Below are 20,292 nucleotides of genomic sequence, written 5' to 3' on the forward strand. Positions count from 1 at the left end.
GGCCGCTTTTCGTGGCGGCCCGGCCTTGCCTCAGAGCTCGATGACGATCTTGCCGAAGGGGCCGCGATCGAGATGGTCGAACGCCGCCGGCACCTCGCCGAGCCCATAGCGATGGTCGATGACCGGCTTCAGGCCGATACTGTCCACCGCGCGCACGAAATCTTCCAGCGCGCGGCGATGGCCGACGCCGATACCCTGCACGACCGGAGATTTCAGCAGCAGCGGCGCCGACGGACCGGTGATGTCGAAGCCTTCCAGAACGCCGATGACGGAAATCCGGCCATGAGGCGCCACCGCCTTCAAGGATTGGGCGAAGTTGGGTCCGCCGGCGATTTCGATGATGTGGTCGATGCCGCGATCGCCGGTCAGGCGATAGACTTCCTCCACCCAGTCGCTTTTGTTGCGGTCGATGCCGTGATGCGCACCCAGTGCCTTGGCCCGCGCGAGCTTTTCAGGTCCCGATGAGGTTACGAAGACTTCGGCGCCCTGCGCGGCGGCGATTTGCAGGCCGAACAGCGCCACGCCGCCCGTTCCCTGCACCAGCACGCTGTCGCCCGGCTTGATCCTGCCGCGCTCGACCAGCGCGAACCATGCCGTCAAACCGGCGCAGGGCAGCGTGCTCGCCTCGGCATGGTCGAGGCTCGTCGGCGCCCTTGCGAGCCAATCCTGCGGCATGGCGACATATTCGGAAAGCACGCCGGGATAGAAGCCGCCAAGCGTCTTGTAGGGAGGATTGCGGGCATCGCCGAGCGGCTTGCCGTCGATCCAGCCGGGATGGAAGGTCGAAATGACCCGATCGCCGGCGGAAAATCTGGTAACGCCGTCTCCCACGGCTTCGATCACGCCTGCCATGTCGGAAGCAGGCACGAAGGGAAACTCGAGCGGCAGGCCCATGCCGGTTTCGCGCACGAGCTTGTCGCGATAATTCAGCGAGACGGCCTTCACCCGCACGAGGACTTCGCCGCGTGCGGGCGTGGGAACCGCCGTTTCCGTGAGGTTCAAGGGAGCGCCAACGGCGACCGCATCGAGGGTCCAGCGCTTCATGGTCTGCGTCATCATGATCTCCTGAGAGGAATTGGAAGCAATGAACGCATTATATCGTTGCCTCTGTATCGCCAGTGGCGATATTATTTCCGCTAACTGGTTCCTGTAAGGAAGCAATCGCCATGAATGACATGCTCAACGGCATTCCGGAATTCGTAGAGGCGGTCGAGGCCGGCGGCTTTTCAGCGGCGGCGGCGCGCATGAACCTGTCGCGCTCGGCGATCGGCAAGACCATCGCGCGACTGGAAAGGCGCCTGAACGTGCGCCTGTTCCACCGCACCACCCGCATGCAGAGCCTGACGGATGAAGGTCAGGCCTTTTATGAGCGCTGTCGCCGGGCGCTGGACGAGATACAATCCGGCGAGGCCATGCTGGAATCGGGCAAGCGCGAGGTCACGGGACGCCTGCGCGTCTCCATGCCGGTGCTGTTCGGTCGCCGCTGCGCAGCACCGCTGCTGCTGGAGCTTGCCCGTATGCACTCCAAGCTCGAACTGGATCTCTCCTTCAGCGACCGCGTGGTCGATCTCTTCGACGAGGGTTTCGATCTCGCCATTCGCAACGGCGTGCTGCGCGATGAAGCCGGCCTCGCCGCGCGCAAGATCGCCGTTCATCGCATGATGCTGTGCGCATCGCCGGATTATCTTGCCGCGAGAAGGGCGCCGCGAACCATTGCCGATCTCGATGGTCACGACCTGATCGTCTATGCGAGATCGGGCGAGGCGAAGAGGTGGGCTCTGCTGGAGAATGACGGCACGGCCGTCGATTATTTTCCGGAGACGCGGCTGCGCCTTGACGATCTGGAGGTCATCGCGGACGCGGCGGCATCGGGAATGGGAATTGCGTGGTTGCCCTGCTGGCTGGTGCGCGATTATGTGGCCGCCGGCACGCTCGCGCCGGCGCTGAGGACTGTGTCCAGCCGCGAGGTCAACGTCTATGCCGTCTGGCCGCAGACGCCGCATCTCTCATTGAAGATGCGCGCAGTGATCGACCTGCTGGCCGCACGCCTGCCCGAGGTCATGGATTGAGCGTGCCAATAACGTCCCCGCGCTGGACGAGGGCGCCTTCGATGAATACCCGGTTCCATTTCAGGATCTGCACGGATTTGCGCAAGCCGGTCGGCCAGAAGGGATCTTCCTTCACCAGTCGGTCGACGTCATCGACAGCCTCCGCTTCGACAAGCCACAAGCCGCCGGCAAAAGCATCGTCTTCCCGGCTGAGCGGTCCGGCTGAATTGATGGTCTCGGCATTCGCCTCCAGGAAGGCGAAGTGGCGTTGCAGATAGGCCTTACGGATCGCGGCGGCATTGTGCCCGTCATCTTCGAACAGAACGGCGAATAGGGTCATGGTCATCTCCTTGCTGGATATTTCCACCCTATGACTGCAATAATGCTGATACACGCGGTAAGTTTGCTGTCGGGAGCTGCAAAATTGCACGACATCGATTGGAATGATCTGCGCTATCTTCTGGCCCTCGCGCGAGGTGGATCCTTCGCGGCCGCCGGCAGGGCGCTCCGGACCGATGCGACGACGGTCGGTCGCCGTCTGCGCACCCTGGAGCAGCGCCTCGGCACCCCATTGTTTTTGCGCGATGCAGGCGGTGTCCTATTGCCGACGCCGACAGGCGAGATCGCGATGGCGAAGGCCGAGGCGATCGAGGCCGAGATCATGGCGCTATCAGGCGCATTGGATGCGGCCGATCCGATGGCGCTCGGCAAGGTGCGCCTGACGGCAGCGCCATCCTTCATCGGCCGGCTGCTGATCCCCGCATTGCCCGACTTTCTTGCCCGCCACTCCGGCCTGCAATTGGAACTCATCGGCGATTCCAGAAATTTTAACCTGACACGGCGCGAGGCGGATATGGCCCTGCGCCTCGCAAGGCCGGCCGATGCGGCAAATGGCAAGGTCGTCGCTCGGCGGATCGCGACGCTGGAATATGCCGTCTACGTCGCCGCAGGCCGGGAGAGCCATGCGGACGATTTGCCCTGGATCGTCTATGAGGACGCGATGATGGATCTGCCGCATGCCCGCTGGATCGCTGCGCAGGCGGAAAAGTCGCGCCGTTCCAGCCCGCTTGCGATCAATGATGCCGAAGCTCTGCTTCAGGCTGCGGTTGCCGGGTTAGGACGCGCGCTCCTGCCGAAAATCCTCGGCGAGAACGCCGATGGGCTTCGCCGCGTCGAAACCGGTGATGGAAACCCGCCGGTGCGCGAAATGTGGCTGCTCGTGCATGCGGAGCTTCGCCAGCTTGTCCGCATCCGCGCCGTTTCCGATTGGCTGAATGAAGTTTTCCGCAATCCATATGCGGGGCGGTGAGAGAGGCGGCGCGGACGCCGCCTCCCGTCTTTCGATGAATTATTTGCCGTGCTTCTTCAGCCAGGCTTTCATTTCCTTGATCTCGGCTTCCTGCGCGGTGATGACGCCGTGCGCCAGTTTGCGCAGTTCGGGGTCCTTGCCGTATTTCAGCTCGATCTTCGCCATGTCGATCGCGCCTTGATGATGCGGGATCATGCCGCGGACGAAATCGGCATCGGCGTCGCCGCTGTAGTCGATCATCATGTCCTTGTGCATCTTGCCCATGGCGTCGTTGTAGGCCTTGCTCGAGGCGCTCTGGTCGCCCATCGGCTTGCTCATATCCATGCCTTGCATGTCGTCGGCAAAGGCAGGAAGGCTGGAGACGAGGGCGAACGCGCCGGCAAGGATCAGCGATTTTGAGATAGACATAGGTATTCTCTCCGTTTGTGGACGGTATCTGGATTTGAGCGGATGGCCGCTCATGGAATGAATGCAGATGATCGTCAGGCGAAACGGGGAGGGGGCGCCGCCGGCTGCGGCCGGGCATCGGCGAGACGCTGGCCGGGCGCAGGCGCCGGATAGGAGAAGGCGTTCTTGCCGCTTTCGAGCGGAAGTGCCGGCGCCAGCGCAAGACAGGCGGCGCAGGACGCCACATGCCCCATGCCGCCGGCGCATGGGTTTTCCGGCTTCTTCCCGTGATACTGCGCCAAGTCGCCGTGGGCGGTCATGCCAGTCATGTCGGCCATGTCGCCGTGCATGTTCATGGCTGATGCGGCGGCCATTGCGGGTACGGAATCGCAGATGGGACAGTTCGCCAGCGCCGGCATGGCCCCGTAGACCAGCCAGGCAACCACCATCGTCAGGATCGCAAGGAAACGCATGAGCATGAACCTAGCTGCGCCGGCTGCGAAGGCAAGCGCAAATTGAATCGCCCGGATGCTGAACGGCGATCAAGGCAGCAGTTTGACCTGCTTCAGGATTTCAACCGGAGGAAAGCTTACGCAATCCACCGTATCGAAGACGAGCGTGAACCGGGCAGGCGTTTCCGCCGCCCATTTCAATGCTTCTTCCGTGGCGCTGGCGGGAATTTTCATCGCAATCGTGCAATGCGGCTGCCAGCGATCCGGACGGGAATGCTCATGACAAAGGGCAGGGTCGATCTCGGCGTGGATGGCGCTGTGTATCCGCCTCAGGACGCGATCGTCCGCGGGGCGTGCCCAAAGCACCAGCATCTCGTTTGGAAAGTGGCCGATGCCTGAAAATTCAATCGACAGCGGCGGCATGTCGCCAAAGATACGCTCGGTCGCCGCGAAAAGGGAGGAAGCGGCAATATCGTCGTAGACCGCGAGGGTCAGATGCGGCGAATAGTTCAGGGCCTGCATCGATGGAGAGGTTTCGAAGCTGGCGGCCTCCTGCCAGAGATTCAAAACCGGAGCCGCGCTGTCATCGGCGCATTTCAAAACGATCGCATATGGCATGGTTCCTACGCCGCCTTCTTCAGCTTTTGTCGGTTTTGTCGGCCGCTAACATATAACAATCCTTGCCGCATTCCGCCCAATCCGCTAGTTAACCGCCACTGTTCCCGTACCGGATTACCCTAGAGATGAGCGACAAACAAAAGAAACCGCAGAAGCTCAAGGCCCGCCTGCCGCGTGGCTTTGTCGATCGTTCGGCCAGCGACATTCGCGCCGTCAACGAGATGACCTCCAAGATCCGGGCTGTATACGAGCATTATGGTTTCGATCCTGTCGAAACGCCGCTGTTCGAATATACCGATGCGCTCGGCAAGTTCCTGCCCGACAGCGACCGGCCGAACGAGGGCGTGTTCTCGCTTCAGGATGACGACGAGCAGTGGATGTCGCTGCGCTACGATCTGACGGCGCCGCTGGCCCGCCATGTCGCCGAGAATTTCAACGAGATCCAGCTTCCCTACCGCACCTATCGCGCCGGCTATGTCTTCCGCAACGAGAAGCCGGGCCCGGGCCGCTTCCGCCAGTTCATACAGTTCGACGCCGATACCGTCGGCGCGCCGGGCGTGCAGGCGGACGCCGAGATGTGCATGATGATGGCCGATACGCTGGAAGCCCTCGGCATCAAGCGCGGCGACTATGTGATCCGCGTCAACAACCGCAAGGTTCTCGACGGCGTTCTGGAAGCGATCGGCCTCGGCGGCGATGACAAGGCCGGTCAGCGCCTGAACGTGCTGCGCGCCATCGACAAGCTCGACAAGTTCGGCCCGGAAGGCGTGGCGCTGTTGCTCGGTCCCGGCCGCAAGGATGAGTCCGGCGATTTCACCAAGGGCGCGGGCCTCGATGCCGGCCAGATCGAGAAGGTGCTCTTCTTCGTCGGCATCAAGGACTATGCCGAAAATGCCGCCCGGCTCGCCGAGCTGGTTGCCGGCACGTCCAAGGGCGTCGAGGGCGTCGACGAGTTGAACTTCATCGGCAGCCTCGTCACCAGCGCCGGCTACCAGGCGGATCGCATCAAGATCGACCCGTCGGTCGTGCGCGGCCTCGAATATTATACCGGCCCGGTCTACGAGGCCGAGCTGCTGTTCGACGTCACCAACGAGAAGGGCGAAAAGGTCGTCTTCGGCTCCGTCGGCGGCGGCGGCCGTTATGACGGGCTCGTGTCGCGCTTCATGGGCCAGCCGGTGCCGGCCACCGGCTTCTCGATCGGCGTCTCCCGCCTGATGACGGCGCTGAAAAATCTCGGTAAGCTCGGCATGGATGAGGTGATCGAGCCCGTGCTCGTCACTGTCATGGACGGCGATGTCGAGGCCATGGGCCGCTACCAGCGTTTCACCCAGCAGCTGCGCGCCGCCGGCATCCGCGCGGAGATGTTCCAGGGCAACTGGAAGAAGTTCGGCAACCAGCTCAAATATGCCGATCGCCGCGGCTGCCCGATCGCCATCATCCAGGGCGGCGACGAACGCGCTCAGGGCGTCGTCCAGATCAAGGACCTGATCGAGGGCAAGCGCCTTTCCGGCGAGATCGAGGACAATGCCAGCTGGCGCGAAGCCCGCGTGGCGCAGGAAACCGTGCCGGAAGCGGAGCTGATCGAGAAGGTCAAGGCGATCTTGGCGGCGCAGGCGGAAGACCGGAAGAGGGCGGGCTGATGCCCCTGATCGACCTCCCGGATTTTGCCGGCGATCTGCTGGACGAATTTATCGGCCGCCGGACGGAGAGGGTGGATACGCCCATCATCCAGCCGGCCGAGCCCTTTCTCGATATGGCCGGCGAGGATCTGCGCCGCCGCATCTTCATGACCGAAAGCGAAACCGGCGCCAGCCTCTGCCTGCGCCCGGAATTCACGATCCCGGTCTGCCTGCGCCATATCGAAACCGCCACCGGCACGCCGAAGCGCTATTCCTATCTCGGCGAGATTTTTCGCCAGCGCCGCGAAGGCGGCCATGAGTTCTACCAGGCGGGCATCGAGGACCTCGGCGACGGCGATACCGCAAGCGCCGATGCCCGCGCGATCAGCGATGCCATCGGCATCCTGAACCGGCTGGTGCCCGGAAAGTCGCTCTCCGTCACGCTTGGCGATCAGGCCGTGTTCGAGGCCGTGGTACAGGCGCTCGGGTTGCCGTCCGGCTGGCAGAAGCGGCTGATCCACGCCTTCGGCAACATGATGCAGCTCGAAACCCTGCTGGCACGCCTCGCCAGCCCGCAGCCGGTCACCGGGCTCGACGCGCATGTGCTCGATTTCCTCAATCGCGGCGATGAGACGGGGCTGATCAAGCATATCGACGCCACCATGCAGGCAACCGGCTATTCCACCAACGCCAGCCGCTCGCCGCAGGAAATCGCCCGCCGTCTTCGCGAGAAGCTGGTCCTGTCGGAAACGCGGCTGGATGATGCGGCCTTCCGTGTGCTGGAGGAATTTCTGTCCCTGAGCGTGCCGTTGGCGGATGCTTCGGCGGCACTGGCCGGTTTTGCCGATGCGGCAGGCCTGAAGCTCGGCAGGGCCTTGGAAAACTTCGACGCTCGCGTCGCGGCCCTGGCCAACACCGGCGTCGATGCCGCGAGGATCGATTATCGCGCCGCCTTCGGCCGTCCTCTCGACTATTACACCGGTCTCGTCTTTGAAGTGACGGCGGAAGGGTCGAGCGCCGTGCTGGCCGGCGGTGGCCGCTTCGACCGGCTGATGACGCTGCTCGGCGCCAGGGACCGTATTCCCGCCGTCGGCTTCGCTCTCTGGCTCGACCGTATAGAAATCGCGAGGGCCGCCTGATGACCATCACGATAGCGCTTCCCTCCAAGGGCCGGATGAAGGACGATTGCGCCGCCGTTTTCGAGCGCGCCGGCATGCCCATCGTCGCCGTCGGCAATGACCGCTCCTATCGCGGCCGCGTCGAGGGCTGGGATGGCGTCGAAATCGCCTTCCTGTCCGCCTCGGAAATCTCGCGCGAAATCGGCAATGGCAGCGTCGATTTCGGCATTACCGGCGAGGACCTCGTGCGCGAGGGCATGGCGGAGGCCGACCGCCGCGTCGAATTCTGTGCAAGGCTCGGTTTCGGTCACGCCGATGTCGTCGTTGCGGTGCCGGAAATCTGGCTCGATGTCGACACCATGGCCGACCTCGGCGACGTCGCCGCCGATTTCCGCGCCCGTCATGGCCACAGGCTGACGGTCGCGACGAAATACTGGCGGCTGACGCAGCAGTTCTTCTCCAGCCAGCACGGCATCCAGCTCTACCGCATCGTCGAAAGCCTCGGCGCCACCGAAGGGGCGCCTGCCGCTGGCTCCGCCGATATCATCGTCGACATCACCTCCACCGGCTCGACCCTGAGGGCCAACCATTTGAAGGTTCTGTCGGACGGCATCATCCTGCGCTCGGAAGCTTGCCTGGTGCGCGCCCGCAAGCAGAGCCACGACGGCGATCCGATAGTCCAGCGCATCGTTTCGGCCGTGCGCAGCGCGCTCTGACGTTTCCGCCTTTGTTCATACGAAAAAGCCCGCCGGAACTCCGGCGGGCTTTTCATCTATAAGGGAAACCCGGCAATCAGGCGGCTGCGTAAGCGCCGCGGCGGGCGTCGAGCGAATAAAGGCCCGCGCCGTTGGTGGCGAGCATGATGTAGGCGCCGGCAAGCGTGATGTTCTTCAGGAAATTGACGAAGTTCAGGCCGTTGATCCAGCCGTTGGCCGCTGCCGGGAAGTCCGGAACGTTGACGGTCGGCAGGTGGAAGACGATGCCGGTGAAGACGCAGAAGAGAGCGAGCAGCCAGCCGACGATGCGGACCTGAAAGCCGACGAGAACGCAGATGCCGGTGATGAATTCGAAAGCGCCGGCAACATAGGTGAGCAAGGTTGCTGCCGGCAGGCCGGCGCCGGCAACCATGCCGGCGGTGCCGGAGGGATCGGTCAGCTTGCCGAAGCCGGCATAGACGAACATGAAGGCGAGCAGAATGCGCGCCACGAGGATGATGACGTTATTGCTGTTGGACATGACAATCTCCAGTAAACTCGGCCCGGGCCGTGTGGCGACAATTTCTGGAGCCGGATATTCGTGATTTTCACGAAATTGAAAAGATAAACAACTGCGCACAATTAGTTCACAATCAGTGAACAATCATGCGCTTCGATCGCTCTTCCCATATGAGCCGTATCGGTTATGGTGACGCCGATTCAATCGCCAAATCATAGCGTTCAGGAGCAAGCCCATGGCCGATCTGTCGTCTTTTCCGATCACGAAACGCTGGCCTGCCAGCAATCCCGACATCATTCAGCTCTATTCGCTGCCCACGCCCAACGGAGTGAAGGTTTCGATCGCGCTGGAGGAACTCGGTCTGCCCTATGAGCCGCATCTGGTTTCCTTCAGCACCAATGATCAGAAGTCGCCGGAATTCGTTTCGCTGAATCCGAACGGCCGCATTCCGGCGATCATCGATCCCAACGGACCCGACGGCAAACCGATCGGCCTGTTCGAATCGGGCGCGATCCTGGTCTATCTCGCGGAGAAGACCGGCAAGCTCATTCCAGGCGACGCCGCCGGGCGTTACGAGACGCTGGAATGGGTCTTCTTCCAGATGGCCGGCGTCGGGCCGATGTTCGGTCAGTTCGGCCATTTCTTCAAGTTCGCTGCGGAAAAGGTCGCCAACAACCCTTATCCCGTCGAGCGCTATCGCGACGAGGCCAAGCGCCTCCTCGGCGTACTGGAAGGCCGACTGCAGGGGCGCCAGTGGATCATGGGGGATGAATATACCATCGCCGACATCACGACCTTCCCGTGGGTTCGCGGTGTCGATGTCTTCTACGGCGGCCGCGAAGTGCTGGAACTCGAAAGCTTCCCCTCCGTCATGGGCTGGCTGGATCGCGCCCTTGCGCGCCCGGCAAGCCAGCGCGGCCTGAACATTCCGAAGCGGGATTGACGATTTCTTCTGTGCGGCGGCGGCGACATTGCTGCCGCCCGCGTCGCAGCCTATTGCCGGGCGGCGAACTGGCTGCCCGGCTCCAGCTTGAACCGTGGAAACAGGAAGACGCCCATCATGCTGCCCGTATATTGCCTGTCGGCGGCAACGGATTCGCCAACGCAGACGATCGGCTGGCGATGACCGCCGGCGCCGGGAATCGTCGTGGAATAGCAGAAGCTGGAATTGGTGGTGGCCGCCTGCTCGAAAAGGTCGAGCACCCGCACCCGATCTTTTGCATCGTAGCAATGCATCAGGCTTAAAAGACCGCATTCCGAAGATGACAGGCCATGCAGCATCGCACTCCATTGTCCGAGCTTGATGATGCCGCTTGAGAGATCGCCGGTCCAGCGTTCGGAAACGCACAGCTGCGCCAGGAGATCGGGATCATGGCCATCGAACTCGAGCGAGCCGGGCGCGAAAGGTGCGGAAATATTGGCCTTGGCAATCTTGAACACGACGAACCCCACATGAACGCATGGTTCCCCCGATGCGCTTCACTAATTCCCTGGAGCAGTTCCTCGTTTCACGGAATCGATGAACCGCTCTATCCCTTTGTTTTTACGCGATTCCCAACTGAGAACCGCTGCGCACTTTTCCTGGAATTGCTCTAAGACTTCGGATGGAAGGTCTCCCTGCATTCCGCGCCGCCGCGAACGCACAGAGTCAGCCGCCTTGGCAATCTGCTGTCGACGATGCTCTTCGGGATGGCACTCCGGTCTATGAAATCATTTCAAGTATAAATCTGGACGGCGCCAATTCCCAAGGTCATGACCATGTCAGACCACAGGTTAATCGTGTCAAAAAGAAGTAAAAATTACGTGTATTGCAGCTAACTCTCCAAAATCGCTGCGCCGGGAGTTATAGGAGCTTTTTAAAAAACAGCAATGGGCAAGTTGCAAAATTTGCAATGCCGCGAATTCTTGCGTGCGGCGGCGGCTCTACCATTTCCGCGCAATTAAAAAGGGCGACCCGAGGGCCGCCCTTTCGTCAATTCCGGATGCCGGATTGAACAGTCGCAATAAGGCTGAGGCCTTATCGCATCACGTCCATGCCGCCACTTCAGGCCGTTTGTCGGCCTGAAGCACTAAAAGTACATGGGCGAAGCTTCATGAACATTTCTGCGATCAGGCCGCTGGCCTATCACATCATGTCCATGCCGCCACTTCAGGCCGTTTGTCGGCCTGAAGCACTAAAAGTACATGGGCGAAGCTTCATGAACATTTCTGCGATCAGGCCGCTGGCCTATCACATCATGTCCATGCCGCCCATGCCGCCCATGCCGCCCGGCATGCCCGCAGGGGCATCCTTCTTCGGCAGTTCTGCGATCATGGCTTCGGTGGTGATCAGCAGCGAAGCAACCGAAGCTGCGTCCTGCAGAGCCGTGCGAACGACCTTGACCGGGTCGACGATGCCCATGGCGATCATGTCGCCGTAGACGCCCGTCTGAGCGTTGTAGCCGAAGTTGTCTTCGTTCTTGTCGAGGATCTTGCCGACAACGATGGAGGCTTCGTCACCAGCGTTTTCAGCGATCTGGCGGCAAGGAGCCTGCAGAGCGCGGCGAACGATGTTGATGCCGGCTTCCTGGTCGTCGTTCTCGCCCTTGGCCGAGATCTTCGTGGAGGAGCGCAGCAGAGCGGTGCCGCCGCCCGGTACGATGCCTTCCTGAACGGCAGCGCGCGTCGCGTTGAGAGCGTCGTCGATGCGGTCCTTCTTTTCCTTCACTTCGACTTCCGTCGAGCCGCCGACGCGGATGACGGCAACGCCGCCGGCGAGCTTGGCAAGACGTTCCTGCAGCTTTTCGCGGTCGTAGTCGGAGGTGGTTTCTTCGATCTGGGCCTTGATCTGGGCAACGCGGCCTTCGATGTCGGACTTGGCGCCTGCGCCGTCGACGATCGTGGTGTTTTCCTTGGAGATCGAAACCTTCTTGGAACGGCCGAGCATGTCGAGCGTAACCGACTCGAGCTTGATGCCGAGGTCTTCGGAGATGACGGTGCCGCCCGTGAGGATGGCGATGTCTTCCAGCATGGCCTTGCGGCGGTCGCCGAAGCCCGGAGCCTTGACGGCAGCAATCTTCAGGCCGCCGCGCAGCTTGTTGACGACGAGGGTCGCAAGAGCTTCGCCTTCGACGTCTTCAGCGATGATGAGGAGCGGCTTGCCGGTCTGAACGACGGCTTCGAGAACCGGAAGCATGGCCTGCAGGTTCGAGAGCTTCTTCTCGTGCAGGAGGATGAACGCGTCTTCGAGATCGGCGATCATCTTTTCCGGGTTGGTTACGAAGTAGGGGCTGAGGTAGCCGCGGTCGAACTGCATGCCTTCGACGACTTCGAGTTCGGTTTCGGCGGTCTTGGCTTCTTCAACCGTGATGACGCCTTCGTTGCCGACCTTCTGCATGGCTTCGGCAATATCGAGACCGATCTGCTTTTCGCCGTTTGCGGAGATCGTGCCGACCTGGGCGACTTCTTCCGAGGTGTTGATCTTCTTGGCCTTGGCCTGGAGATCCTTGACGACTTCGGCAACGGCGAGATCGATGCCGCGCTTCAGGTCCATCGGGTTCATGCCGGCTGCAACTGCCTTGGCGCCTTCGCGAACGATGGCCTGGGCGAGAACCGTTGCGGTCGTGGTGCCGTCGCCGGCGATGTCGTTGGTCTTCGAAGCAACTTCGCGGACCATCTGGGCGCCCATGTTTTCGAACTTGTCTTCGAGTTCGATTTCCTTGGCGACGGTGACGCCGTCCTTGGTGATGCGCGGTGCGCCGAAGGACTTGTCGATGACGACGTTACGACCCTTCGGGCCGAGCGTGACCTTCACTGCGTCGGCGAGGATATCAACGCCACGAAGCATCTTCTCGCGAGCGCTGCGGCCGAATTTTACTTCTTTAGCTGCCATGTTAGAAACTCCTGAATTCGCGTTTTCCGGGCTTTAAGGCCCGTCAGCTTTATCGGAAAAGGGAAACCGGCCGGATCAGCCGATAATGCCCATGATGTCGGCTTCCTTCATGATGAGAAGGTCTTCGCCGTTGAGCTTGACTTCGGTGCCGGACCACTTGCCGAACAGAACGCGATCGCCAACCTTGACGTCGAGTGCTACGACCTTGCCGGATTCATCGCGAGCGCCGGAGCCGACGGCGACGATTTCGCCTTCCTGCGGCTTTTCCTTGGCGGTATCGGGAATGATGATGCCACCCTTGGTCTTTTCTTCCGACTCGACGCGACGAACGACGACACGGTCATGAAGGGGGCGGAAATTGGTGCTTGCCATTGTCTAATCCCTCGATCAAATGACATTAACGGACCAGCGGGGGATCCGTATGGACTTTGTTAGCACTCAGCCTTGGCGAGTGCTAGCGAGGGTGATTTAGGGGTGGCTCACGGTCGAGTCAAGAACAGCACTGTGAAATTTTTACGGCGCCCATGCGCTTGTTTCGCGGATGATTAACACCCATGGCGATCCCGCCAGAGCCTTGTTGCGAAGCACTGCTCGCTTTGAACTCGCGGCAAAGGACGTGGCAACGCTTTCTCCTGCCCGTTACGCTGTTGCCTCCGTCACGTCATTTAGCCGCTCGCCGGCCTTGCCAATGCTTGGCCTTCGGGCCTTGTGCGTTGCAAAAACCTCATGCGCCGCTCTTGTAATTTGCCGGCCGGTTTGCGATGTCAGCCCGTGATTTATTTGATGCGAGGACGGCATGGGCAAACGGATCGAAAGCTTTCGCGAGATCGGCGGACTTTATGATGTGGCGCTCTGCGATGTCTGGGGCGTGCTCCATAACGGCGTCACTGCCTATAAGGAAGCCTCGATCGCACTTGAAGCGGCCCGCGCCGAAGGGCTCGCCGTCGTCCTCATCACCAACTCCCCGCGCGTCGCTCCCAGGGTCGTCGAGCAGCTGCGGGCGATCGGCGTGCCCGACAGCGCCTACGATCGCATCATCACCTCGGGCGACGTGACGCGCAGGCTGATCGCCGAAGGGCCGAAGAAGGTCTTCCTGCTCGGTCCGGAGCGTGACATCGGCATCCTCGAAGGGCTCGACGTGCAGCGCGTCGATGCCGGCGAGGCGGAAAGCATCGTCTGCACCGGCTTCTTCGATGACGAGACCGAAACGCCCGAAGACTACACCGATATGCTGATGGCCTGGTCAGCCCGCAACGTGCCGCTGATCTGCGCCAACCCCGATCTCGTGGTCGAGCGCGGCCACCGCATGATCCCCTGCGCCGGCGCCATGGCCGGCTATTACGAGCGGCTTGGCGGCCGGACGCGCATTGCCGGCAAGCCGCACCAGCCGATCTACGATGCGGCGATTGCCGCGGCCCGCGAGGTGAAAAGCGAGTTTCCGCTGTCGCGCGTGGTGGCGATCGGCGACGGCATGCCGACAGACGTGCGCGGCGCGCTCGATTACGGTCTCGATCTTCTTTATATCAGCCATGGCATCCACGCCCGCGAATATGTTGTCGAAGGGCATACGGATGAGGCCGCTCTCGGCGCCTTCCTGGCGCGCGAGCAGGCTTCGCCGAAGTGGTGGATGCCGCGCCTTGCCTGAGGGGAGTGGCAGCCGATGACCGTTTTCCATCGCAACGAGACCCGTGAACCGCTTCCCGATGCCCTGAAGGGCGGCGTCGTCGCCATCGGCAATTTCGACGGCGTGCATCGCGGCCATCAATCCGTGCTGAAGCGTGCCCTGGAGATCGCCAGGGAGCGTGGCGTGCCCGCGCTGGTGCTGACCTTCGAGCCGCACCCGCGTACCGTATTCAAGCCCGATCGGCCTGTCTTTCGCCTGACGCCCGCGCCCATGAGAGCGCGTCTGCTGGAGGCGCTCGGTTTCAACGCCGTCATCGAATATCCCTTCGATCGCGCCTTCTCGCAGCGCTCCGCGGATGAATTCGTCCATTCGATCCTGATCGACTGGCTGCATGCCTCCGAGGTTGTCACCGGTTTCGATTTCCATTTCGGCCACGATCGCCAGGGCGGTCCGGCTTTCCTGATGAATGCCGGCAGCCATTACGGTTTCGGCGTGACGCTCATCGACGCCTTCCGCGACGAAAACACCGAGGTCATCTCATCCAGCCGCATCCGTGCGCTGCTGGCGGAAGGTGACGTGGCGCAGGCCGCCGGCCTGCTCGGGTATCGCTATACCGTAGAGGCTCCCGTGATCGGCGGCGAGAAGCTGGGGCGCACGCTCGGCTTCCCCACGGCCAACATGCAGCTTCCGGCGGAAGTATCGTTGAGGGCCGGCATCTATGCCGTGCGCTTCCGCACCGCCGATGGCGTCATTCGGGATGCCGTCGCCAGCTACGGCCGGCGCCCGACGGTGACGGACAATGGCGCGCCGCTGCTCGAGACCTTCGTCTTCGATTTCAGCGGCGATCTCTACGGCCAGATCTGTTCGGTCTCCTTCTTCGGCTATCTCCGCCCCGAATTGAAGTTCGACGGTCTCGATCCGCTGGTCGCGCAGATCCGCAAGGACGAGGACGAGGCGCGCGCGCTGCTCGCGGGCGTCCAGCCGCTCGGCGAGCTCGACCGCATTATCGCCTGCACCTGATTTCATCCGCCGGACTGCGCGCGGGGATTGCGGCAGTGCAATATCTTTTTGCCTTGAGCGGGTAGAAAGATGCTGCAATGCTCGCACGGCAGGGCGCGAGTCGCCGCGCCCGCTTTCCGAAAGGCGCACGAGATGGATAAACGTTTCGGAACGGCGGCCTGCTGGCTGCTCGTCATTCCTTATATCGGTTTGCTTTGGGTCCCCTTTTATAACGCTCACGACCCTGTTCTGCTCGGATTTCCCTTCTTCTACTGGTATCAGCTGGCCTGGGTGCCGATCACAGCCATCCTGACATGGATTGCCTATCGGAGCATGCGCCATGACGACTGAGATCGATCCGACGGCACTTGCCATCTTCATCTTCTTCTTCGCGCTCGTCACGGTGATGGGCTTCGTGGCTGCGCGCTGGCGCAAGCCGGAAACGCTTGCCCATATCGACGAATGGGGTCTCGGCGGCCGCAAGTTCGGCACCTGGATCACCTGGTTCCTGGTCGGCGGCGACTTCTATACCGCCTATACCGTCATTGCCGTGCCGGCCCTGGTCTATACGGTCGGCGCCTACGGCTTCTTCGCGCTTCCCTATACGATCGTCGTCTATCCCTTCGTCTTCATGGTCATGCCGGTTCTATGGAAACGGGCGAAGGACAATGGCTATGTGACCGCGGCCGACGTCGTGCATGGGCAGTACGGCTCTCGTGCGCTTGAGCTGGCGATCGCGCTGACCGGCGTCATCGCCACCATGCCCTATATCGCGCTCCAGCTCGTCGGCATGACGGCGGTGTTCAAGTCCCTCGGCCTGCATGGCGAGCTGCCGCTGGCGATCGCCTTCATCATCCTGGCGCTCTATACCTATTCCGCGGGTCTGCGCGCGCCGGCATTGATCGCCTTCGTCAAGGACATCATGATCTATATCGTGGTCATTGCCGCCATCGCGCTTATTCCGATCAAGCTCGGCGGCTATGCCAACGTCTTTGCCGCCGCCGATGCGGATTTCCAGGCCAAGGGCGCGGGCAGCCTGCTGCTCGGCGGCAATCAGTATGTCGCCTATGCGACGCTGGCGCTCGGCTCGGCGCTGGCCGCCTTCATGTATCCGCACACCTTGACCGGCATCTTCGCCTCCAGCAGCGGTAACACCATCCGCAAGAATGCGATCCTGCTGCCGGCCTATACGCTGCTGCTCGGCCTTCTGGCCCTGCTCGGCTATATGGGCCATGCCGCCCATCTGAAGCTTGACAGCGCCAATGACGTGGTGCCGGTCCTGTTCCAGACCTTGTTCCCGAGCTGGTTTGCCGGCTTCGCCTTCGCCGCGATCGCCATCGGTGCACTGGTGCCGGCGGCGGTGATGAGTATCGGTGCCGCCAATCTCTTCACCCGCAATTTCTGGAAGGCCTATGTCAATCCGGGCGTCACCGACGAGGGAGAATACAAGGTGGCCAAGATAACGTCGCTGATCGTCAAGATCGGCGCGCTGCTGGTCATCATCCTGCTGCCGACACAGTTCGCGCTGGATCTGCAGCTGCTCGGCGGCATCTGGATCCTGCAGACGCTGCCGGCCCTGGTCTTCGGCCTTTATTCCAACTGGTTCAAGGCGCCGGGGCTGCTGGCGGGCTGGATCGTCGGCTTCTTCGGCGGCACCTATCTGGTCTGGCTCAACGGTCTGAAGCCGCTGCAGGCCATGAGCCTCGGCGGTGCGCCGTTCACGGTCTATATCGGCATACTGGCTTTGATCGCCAATATCGTCATTGCCGTGGTCGTCAATCTGGTCGTGCCGGCACGGGCGGTCGCCCGGACCTGAATGACTTGAACATCCTTGGCCGCGGGCGGAAACGCCCGCGGCCTTTCTATGTGCCGGCGGGATTGTTTCCTCTTCCTTTTCTTGGAAAAAGCGCCTATGAACCGGCGACCATGACCCAATTTCGGCTGAGCCCATCGATACGAATTATTGGCCCGGCCTTCCGCGCGCTGTAAGCTGCCGGAAGGTCCGGGTTTTTGGCGTCTCGCGCACGAGACGCTTTCCGCCGCCGAAAAATCCCCGTATGGCTGCGCCAGTTGAGGCGCAAGACGCCCGAGACACCGAGGCAATTGTCACGACTATGACCGATACCGCTGAAAAGATGGATTACTCCAAGACCCTTTACCTGCCGGAAACCGATTTTCCGATGCGCGCCGGACTGCCGCAGAAGGAGCCGGAGCTGGTGAAGCGCTGGGAGGAGATGAGCCTCTACAAACAACTGCGCTCTTCCGCTGCCGGCCGCGAAAAATTCGTCCTGCACGACGGCCCTCCCTATGCCAACGGCCACATCCACATCGGCCACGCGCTGAACAAGATCCTCAAGGACGTCATCACCCGCTCGTTCCAGATGCGCGGCTATGACAGCAACTATGTCCCGGGCTGGGATTGCCACGGCCTGCCGATCGAATGGAAGATCGAGGAAAAATACCGCGAGAAGGGCAAGAACAAGGACGAGGTTCCGGTGAACGAGTTTCGCCAGGAATGCCGCGACTTTGCCGCCGGCTGGATCAAGATCCAGTCCGAGGAATTCAAGCGCCTCGGCATAACAGGCGATTTCGACAATCCCTATCTGACGATGAACTTCCATGCGGAATCGCGCATCGCCGGCGAGCTTCTGAAGATCGCCCGCACCGGCCAGCTTTACCGCGGCTCCAAGCCGGTCATGTGGTCGGTGGTCGAGCGCACGGCGCTCGCCGAAGCAGAAGTCGAATATGCCGATGTCGAGAGCGACACGATCTGGGTGAAGTTCCCGGTCTCCGAAGGTCCGGCCAAGCTGGCCGGAGCCTTCGTCGTCATCTGGACGACGACGCCCTGGACGATCCCCGGCAACCGCGCCATCGCCTATTCCGCGCGCGTGTCCTACGGCCTCTATGAGGTCACGGAAGCCGCCAACGATTTCGGCCCGCGCCCCGGCGAGAAACTGATCTTCGCCGACAAGCTGGCCGAGGAATCCTTCGCCAAGGCAAAGCTGCAATATAAGCGCCTGGCCGACGTCACCGCAGACGATCTGGCGCAGCTCACCTGCGTGCATCCGCTCGCCTCGCTCGGCTACGGCTTCAAGGTGCCGCTGCTCGACGGCGACCATGTCACCGACGATGCCGGTACGGGCTTCGTGCACACCGCGCCCAGCCACGGCCGCGAGGACTTTGACGCATGGATGTCGCATGCCCGCGCGCTCGAAACGCGCGGAATCTCGTCGACCATCCCGTTCCCGGTTGACGACGCCGGCTTCTATACCGCCGATGCCCCCGGTTTCGAAGGTGGCCGCGTCATGGACGACAACGGCAAGAAGGGCAATGCCAACGAGCTGGTCATCAAGGCGCTCATCGAAACGAACACGCTCTTCGCGCGCGGAAGGCTGAAGCATTCCTATCCGCATTCCTGGCGCTCGAAGAAGCCGGTCATCTTCCGCAACACGCCGCAATGGTTCGTCTACATGGACAAGGACTTCACGGATGGCTCGACGCTGCGCACACGCGCGCTGAAGGCGATCGACGACACCCGTTTCGTGCCCGCTGCCGGCCAGAACCGCCTGCGCGCCATGATCGAGCAGCGCCCGGATTGGGTCCTGTCGCGTCAGCGCGCCTGGGGCGTACCGATCTGCATCTTCGTCGACGAGCACGGCAACATCCTGCAGGACGACGGCGTGAACGCCCGCATCCTCGAGGCTTTCGAGCAGGAAGGCGCCGATGCCTGGTTTGCCGAGGGCGCACGCGAGCGTTTCCTTGGCGAGAAGGCCAACGAGCCCTGGACGCAGGTCATGGACATCCTCGACGTGTGGTTCGATTCCGGTTCGACCCACTCCTTCACGCTGGAGGATCGTCCGGACCTGAAGTGGCCGGCGGACGTCTATCTCGAAGGCTCCGACCAGCATCGCGGCTGGTTCCATTCGTCGCTGCTCGAAAGCGCCGCGACCCGTGGCCGCGCGCCGTACGACACGGTCGTCACCCATGGCTTCACCATGGACGAACAGGGCCGCAAGCAGTCGAAGTCGCTCGGCAACGTCGTTGCTCCGCAGGACGTGATGAAGGATGCGGGCGCCGATATCCTGCGCCTCTGGGTCATGACGACGGACTATTGGGAAGACCAGCGCCTCGGCAAGGCCATCATCCAGACCAATGTCGATGCCTATCGCAAGCTGCGCAACACCATCCGCTGGATGCTCGGCACGCTGGCGCACGACAAGGGCGAGGTCATCGCCTATGCCGACATGCCGGAGCTGGAGCGGCTGATGCTGCATCGTCTCGCCGAACTCGACGAGCTGGTGCGCGAAAGCTACGATGCCTTCGACTTCAAGCGCATTGCCCGCGCCTTGATCGATTTCGCCAATGTCGAGCTGTCGGCTTTCTACTTCGACGTTCGCAAGGATGCGCTCTACTGCGATGCTCCATCGAGCCTGCGCCGCCGCGCTTCGCTTGCCGTCATCCGCACCATCTTCGATTGCATGGTGACGTGGCTGGCGCCGATGCTGCCATTTACGACCGAAGAGGCATGGCTGTCGCGCAATCCGTCCGCGGTTTCGGTTCATCTCGAGCAGTTCGTCACCGTTCCCACGGAATGGAAGGACGAAGCCCTGGCCGAAAAGTGGAAGAAGATCCGCTCCGTGCGCAGCGTCGTCACCGGCGCGCTGGAAATCGAACGCAAGGATAAGCGCATCGGCTCCTCGCTTGAGGCTGCCCCGGTCGTCTACGTCGCCGATCCGGAATTGCTGAAGGTGCTCGAAGGACAGGATCTCGCCGAGATCTGCATCACGTCCGATATCGTCGTTCTGGGCGAGCAAGGTCCTGCCGATGCCTTCCGCCTTGATGACGATGCCAAGGTCAGCGTCGTTCCGAAGCTTGCCGAAGGCCGCAAGTGTGCCCGCTCCTGGCGCATCACAACCGATGTCGGCTCGGATCCGGAATATCCGGACGTGTCGGCCCGCGATGCCGCGGCATTGCGGGAGTTGGCGGCTGTCAACTGAAGAAAGTTGCCGGGTGAATTGCCTTTACGGCGCTC

The 20,292-nt window shown here is 61.9% G+C and carries 20 protein-coding genes; 11 read left to right on the forward strand and 9 right to left on the reverse strand.

The features are described from left to right. Positions 1–30 precede the first annotated feature (30 nt). Complete coding sequence (locus ACJJVH_RS01640; protein ID WP_113393471.1) at positions 31–1,056, reverse strand: zinc-dependent alcohol dehydrogenase family protein; 1,026 nt, start codon at positions 1,054–1,056, stop codon at positions 31–33. A 110-nt stretch (positions 1,057–1,166) separates the two neighbouring features. Here ACJJVH_RS01640 and ACJJVH_RS01645 point away from each other — a divergent pair, with 110 nt between their 5' ends. Continuing rightward, on the forward strand, positions 1,167–2,069 hold the full coding sequence (locus ACJJVH_RS01645) for a LysR family transcriptional regulator (protein WP_113371649.1): 903 nt from the start codon (positions 1,167–1,169) through the stop codon (positions 2,067–2,069). Here the strand turns inward: ACJJVH_RS01645 and ACJJVH_RS01650 are convergent. Then, positions 2,059–2,388: a YciI family protein gene (locus ACJJVH_RS01650; RefSeq protein ID WP_412064602.1), complete on the reverse strand. Its 330-nt coding sequence runs from the start codon at positions 2,386–2,388 to the stop codon at positions 2,059–2,061. The genes ACJJVH_RS01645 and ACJJVH_RS01650 overlap by 11 nt on opposite strands. Positions 2,389–2,472: 84 nt before the next feature. On the opposite strand from ACJJVH_RS01650, the gene ACJJVH_RS01655 reads away from it, so the two are divergent. Next, complete coding sequence (locus ACJJVH_RS01655; protein ID WP_412064603.1) at positions 2,473–3,357, forward strand: LysR family transcriptional regulator; 885 nt, start codon at positions 2,473–2,475, stop codon at positions 3,355–3,357. Positions 3,358–3,396: 39 nt separating this feature from the next. On the opposite strand, the gene ACJJVH_RS01660 is transcribed toward ACJJVH_RS01655, so the two are convergent. The 3 genes from ACJJVH_RS01660 to ACJJVH_RS01670 all read right to left on the reverse strand — a co-directional run bounded on the left by ACJJVH_RS01660 (position 3,397) and on the right by ACJJVH_RS01670 (position 4,814). Further along, the gene (locus ACJJVH_RS01660; protein WP_112795474.1) at positions 3,397–3,765 is read right to left on the reverse strand and encodes a DUF305 domain-containing protein; all 369 of its coding nucleotides are present in this window, start codon (positions 3,763–3,765) and stop codon (positions 3,397–3,399) included. 74 nt (positions 3,766–3,839) lie between these two features. Then, positions 3,840–4,223: a hypothetical protein gene (locus ACJJVH_RS01665; protein ID WP_412064604.1), complete on the reverse strand. Its 384-nt coding sequence runs from the start codon at positions 4,221–4,223 to the stop codon at positions 3,840–3,842. A 63-nt stretch (positions 4,224–4,286) separates the two neighbouring features. Then, positions 4,287–4,814, reverse strand: a complete 528-nt coding sequence (locus tag ACJJVH_RS01670; protein ID WP_412064605.1) for a 2'-5' RNA ligase family protein — start codon at positions 4,812–4,814, stop codon at positions 4,287–4,289. Between the two features lie 125 nt (positions 4,815–4,939). On the opposite strand from ACJJVH_RS01670, the gene hisS reads away from it, so the two are divergent. From hisS to hisG, 3 genes are read left to right on the forward strand one after another with little or no spacing between them, the layout of a single operon-like run. After that, positions 4,940–6,454, forward strand: a complete 1,515-nt coding sequence (hisS, locus tag ACJJVH_RS01675) for a histidine--tRNA ligase (RefSeq protein WP_412064606.1) — start codon at positions 4,940–4,942, stop codon at positions 6,452–6,454. Further along, positions 6,454–7,572: an ATP phosphoribosyltransferase regulatory subunit gene (locus ACJJVH_RS01680; protein ID WP_112795477.1), complete on the forward strand. Its 1,119-nt coding sequence runs from the start codon at positions 6,454–6,456 to the stop codon at positions 7,570–7,572. Before hisS ends, ACJJVH_RS01680 begins: the two co-directional genes overlap by 1 nt. Continuing rightward, on the forward strand, positions 7,572–8,267 hold the full coding sequence (gene hisG, locus ACJJVH_RS01685; RefSeq protein ID WP_113404954.1) for an ATP phosphoribosyltransferase: 696 nt from the start codon (positions 7,572–7,574) through the stop codon (positions 8,265–8,267). Before ACJJVH_RS01680 ends, hisG begins: the two co-directional genes overlap by 1 nt. Before the next feature lie 76 nt (positions 8,268–8,343). Here the strand turns inward: hisG and ACJJVH_RS01690 are convergent, their stop codons facing one another. Continuing rightward, complete coding sequence (locus ACJJVH_RS01690) at positions 8,344–8,787, reverse strand: DoxX family protein (RefSeq protein WP_112795479.1); 444 nt, start codon at positions 8,785–8,787, stop codon at positions 8,344–8,346. Positions 8,788–9,001: 214 nt separating this feature from the next. Here ACJJVH_RS01690 and ACJJVH_RS01695 point away from each other — a divergent pair, with 214 nt between their 5' ends. Continuing rightward, entirely contained in the window at positions 9,002–9,709 is a 708-nt protein-coding gene (locus ACJJVH_RS01695) for a glutathione binding-like protein (protein WP_112795480.1), read from the forward strand. 50 nt (positions 9,710–9,759) lie between these two features. Here ACJJVH_RS01695 and ACJJVH_RS01700 read toward each other — a convergent pair whose 3' ends face one another. The 3 genes from ACJJVH_RS01700 to groES form a co-directional block, all read right to left on the reverse strand. Continuing rightward, complete coding sequence (locus tag ACJJVH_RS01700; protein ID WP_412064607.1) at positions 9,760–10,206, reverse strand: hypothetical protein; 447 nt, start codon at positions 10,204–10,206, stop codon at positions 9,760–9,762. 790 nt (positions 10,207–10,996) lie between these two features. Next, positions 10,997–12,637, reverse strand: a complete 1,641-nt coding sequence (gene groL / locus ACJJVH_RS01705) for a chaperonin GroEL (RefSeq protein ID WP_112795482.1) — start codon at positions 12,635–12,637, stop codon at positions 10,997–10,999. Positions 12,638–12,712: 75 nt separating this feature from the next. After that, complete coding sequence (gene groES / locus ACJJVH_RS01710; RefSeq protein WP_004109735.1) at positions 12,713–13,009, reverse strand: co-chaperone GroES; 297 nt, start codon at positions 13,007–13,009, stop codon at positions 12,713–12,715. A 424-nt stretch (positions 13,010–13,433) separates the two neighbouring features. On the opposite strand from groES, the gene ACJJVH_RS01715 reads away from it, so the two are divergent. The 5 genes from ACJJVH_RS01715 (at position 13,434) to ileS (ending at position 20,257) form a co-directional block, all read left to right on the forward strand. Continuing rightward, positions 13,434–14,282 (forward strand): TIGR01459 family HAD-type hydrolase, encoded by an 849-nt coding sequence (locus tag ACJJVH_RS01715; RefSeq protein ID WP_113371659.1) that lies wholly within the window; start codon positions 13,434–13,436, stop codon positions 14,280–14,282. Between the two features lie 15 nt (positions 14,283–14,297). Then, a complete protein-coding gene (locus tag ACJJVH_RS01720) occupies positions 14,298–15,281 on the forward strand; it encodes a bifunctional riboflavin kinase/FAD synthetase (protein ID WP_113424099.1) in 984 nt (327 codons plus the stop codon). A 132-nt stretch (positions 15,282–15,413) separates the two neighbouring features. After that, positions 15,414–15,611 (forward strand): DUF3311 domain-containing protein, encoded by a 198-nt coding sequence (locus ACJJVH_RS01725; protein ID WP_113359725.1) that lies wholly within the window; start codon positions 15,414–15,416, stop codon positions 15,609–15,611. Beyond that, complete coding sequence (gene mctP / locus ACJJVH_RS01730) at positions 15,601–17,076, forward strand: monocarboxylate uptake permease MctP (protein WP_112795486.1); 1,476 nt, start codon at positions 15,601–15,603, stop codon at positions 17,074–17,076. Before ACJJVH_RS01725 ends, mctP begins: the two co-directional genes overlap by 11 nt. 298 nt (positions 17,077–17,374) lie before the next feature. Further along, on the forward strand, positions 17,375–20,257 hold the full coding sequence (gene ileS, locus ACJJVH_RS01735) for an isoleucine--tRNA ligase (RefSeq protein WP_412064608.1): 2,883 nt from the start codon (positions 17,375–17,377) through the stop codon (positions 20,255–20,257). Positions 20,258–20,292: the final 35 nt, after the last annotated feature.

Origin of the sequence: Rhizobium sp. SYY.PMSO (assembly GCF_046840415.1) — a bacterium.
GTDB lineage: Bacteria > Pseudomonadota > Alphaproteobacteria > Rhizobiales > Rhizobiaceae > Rhizobium.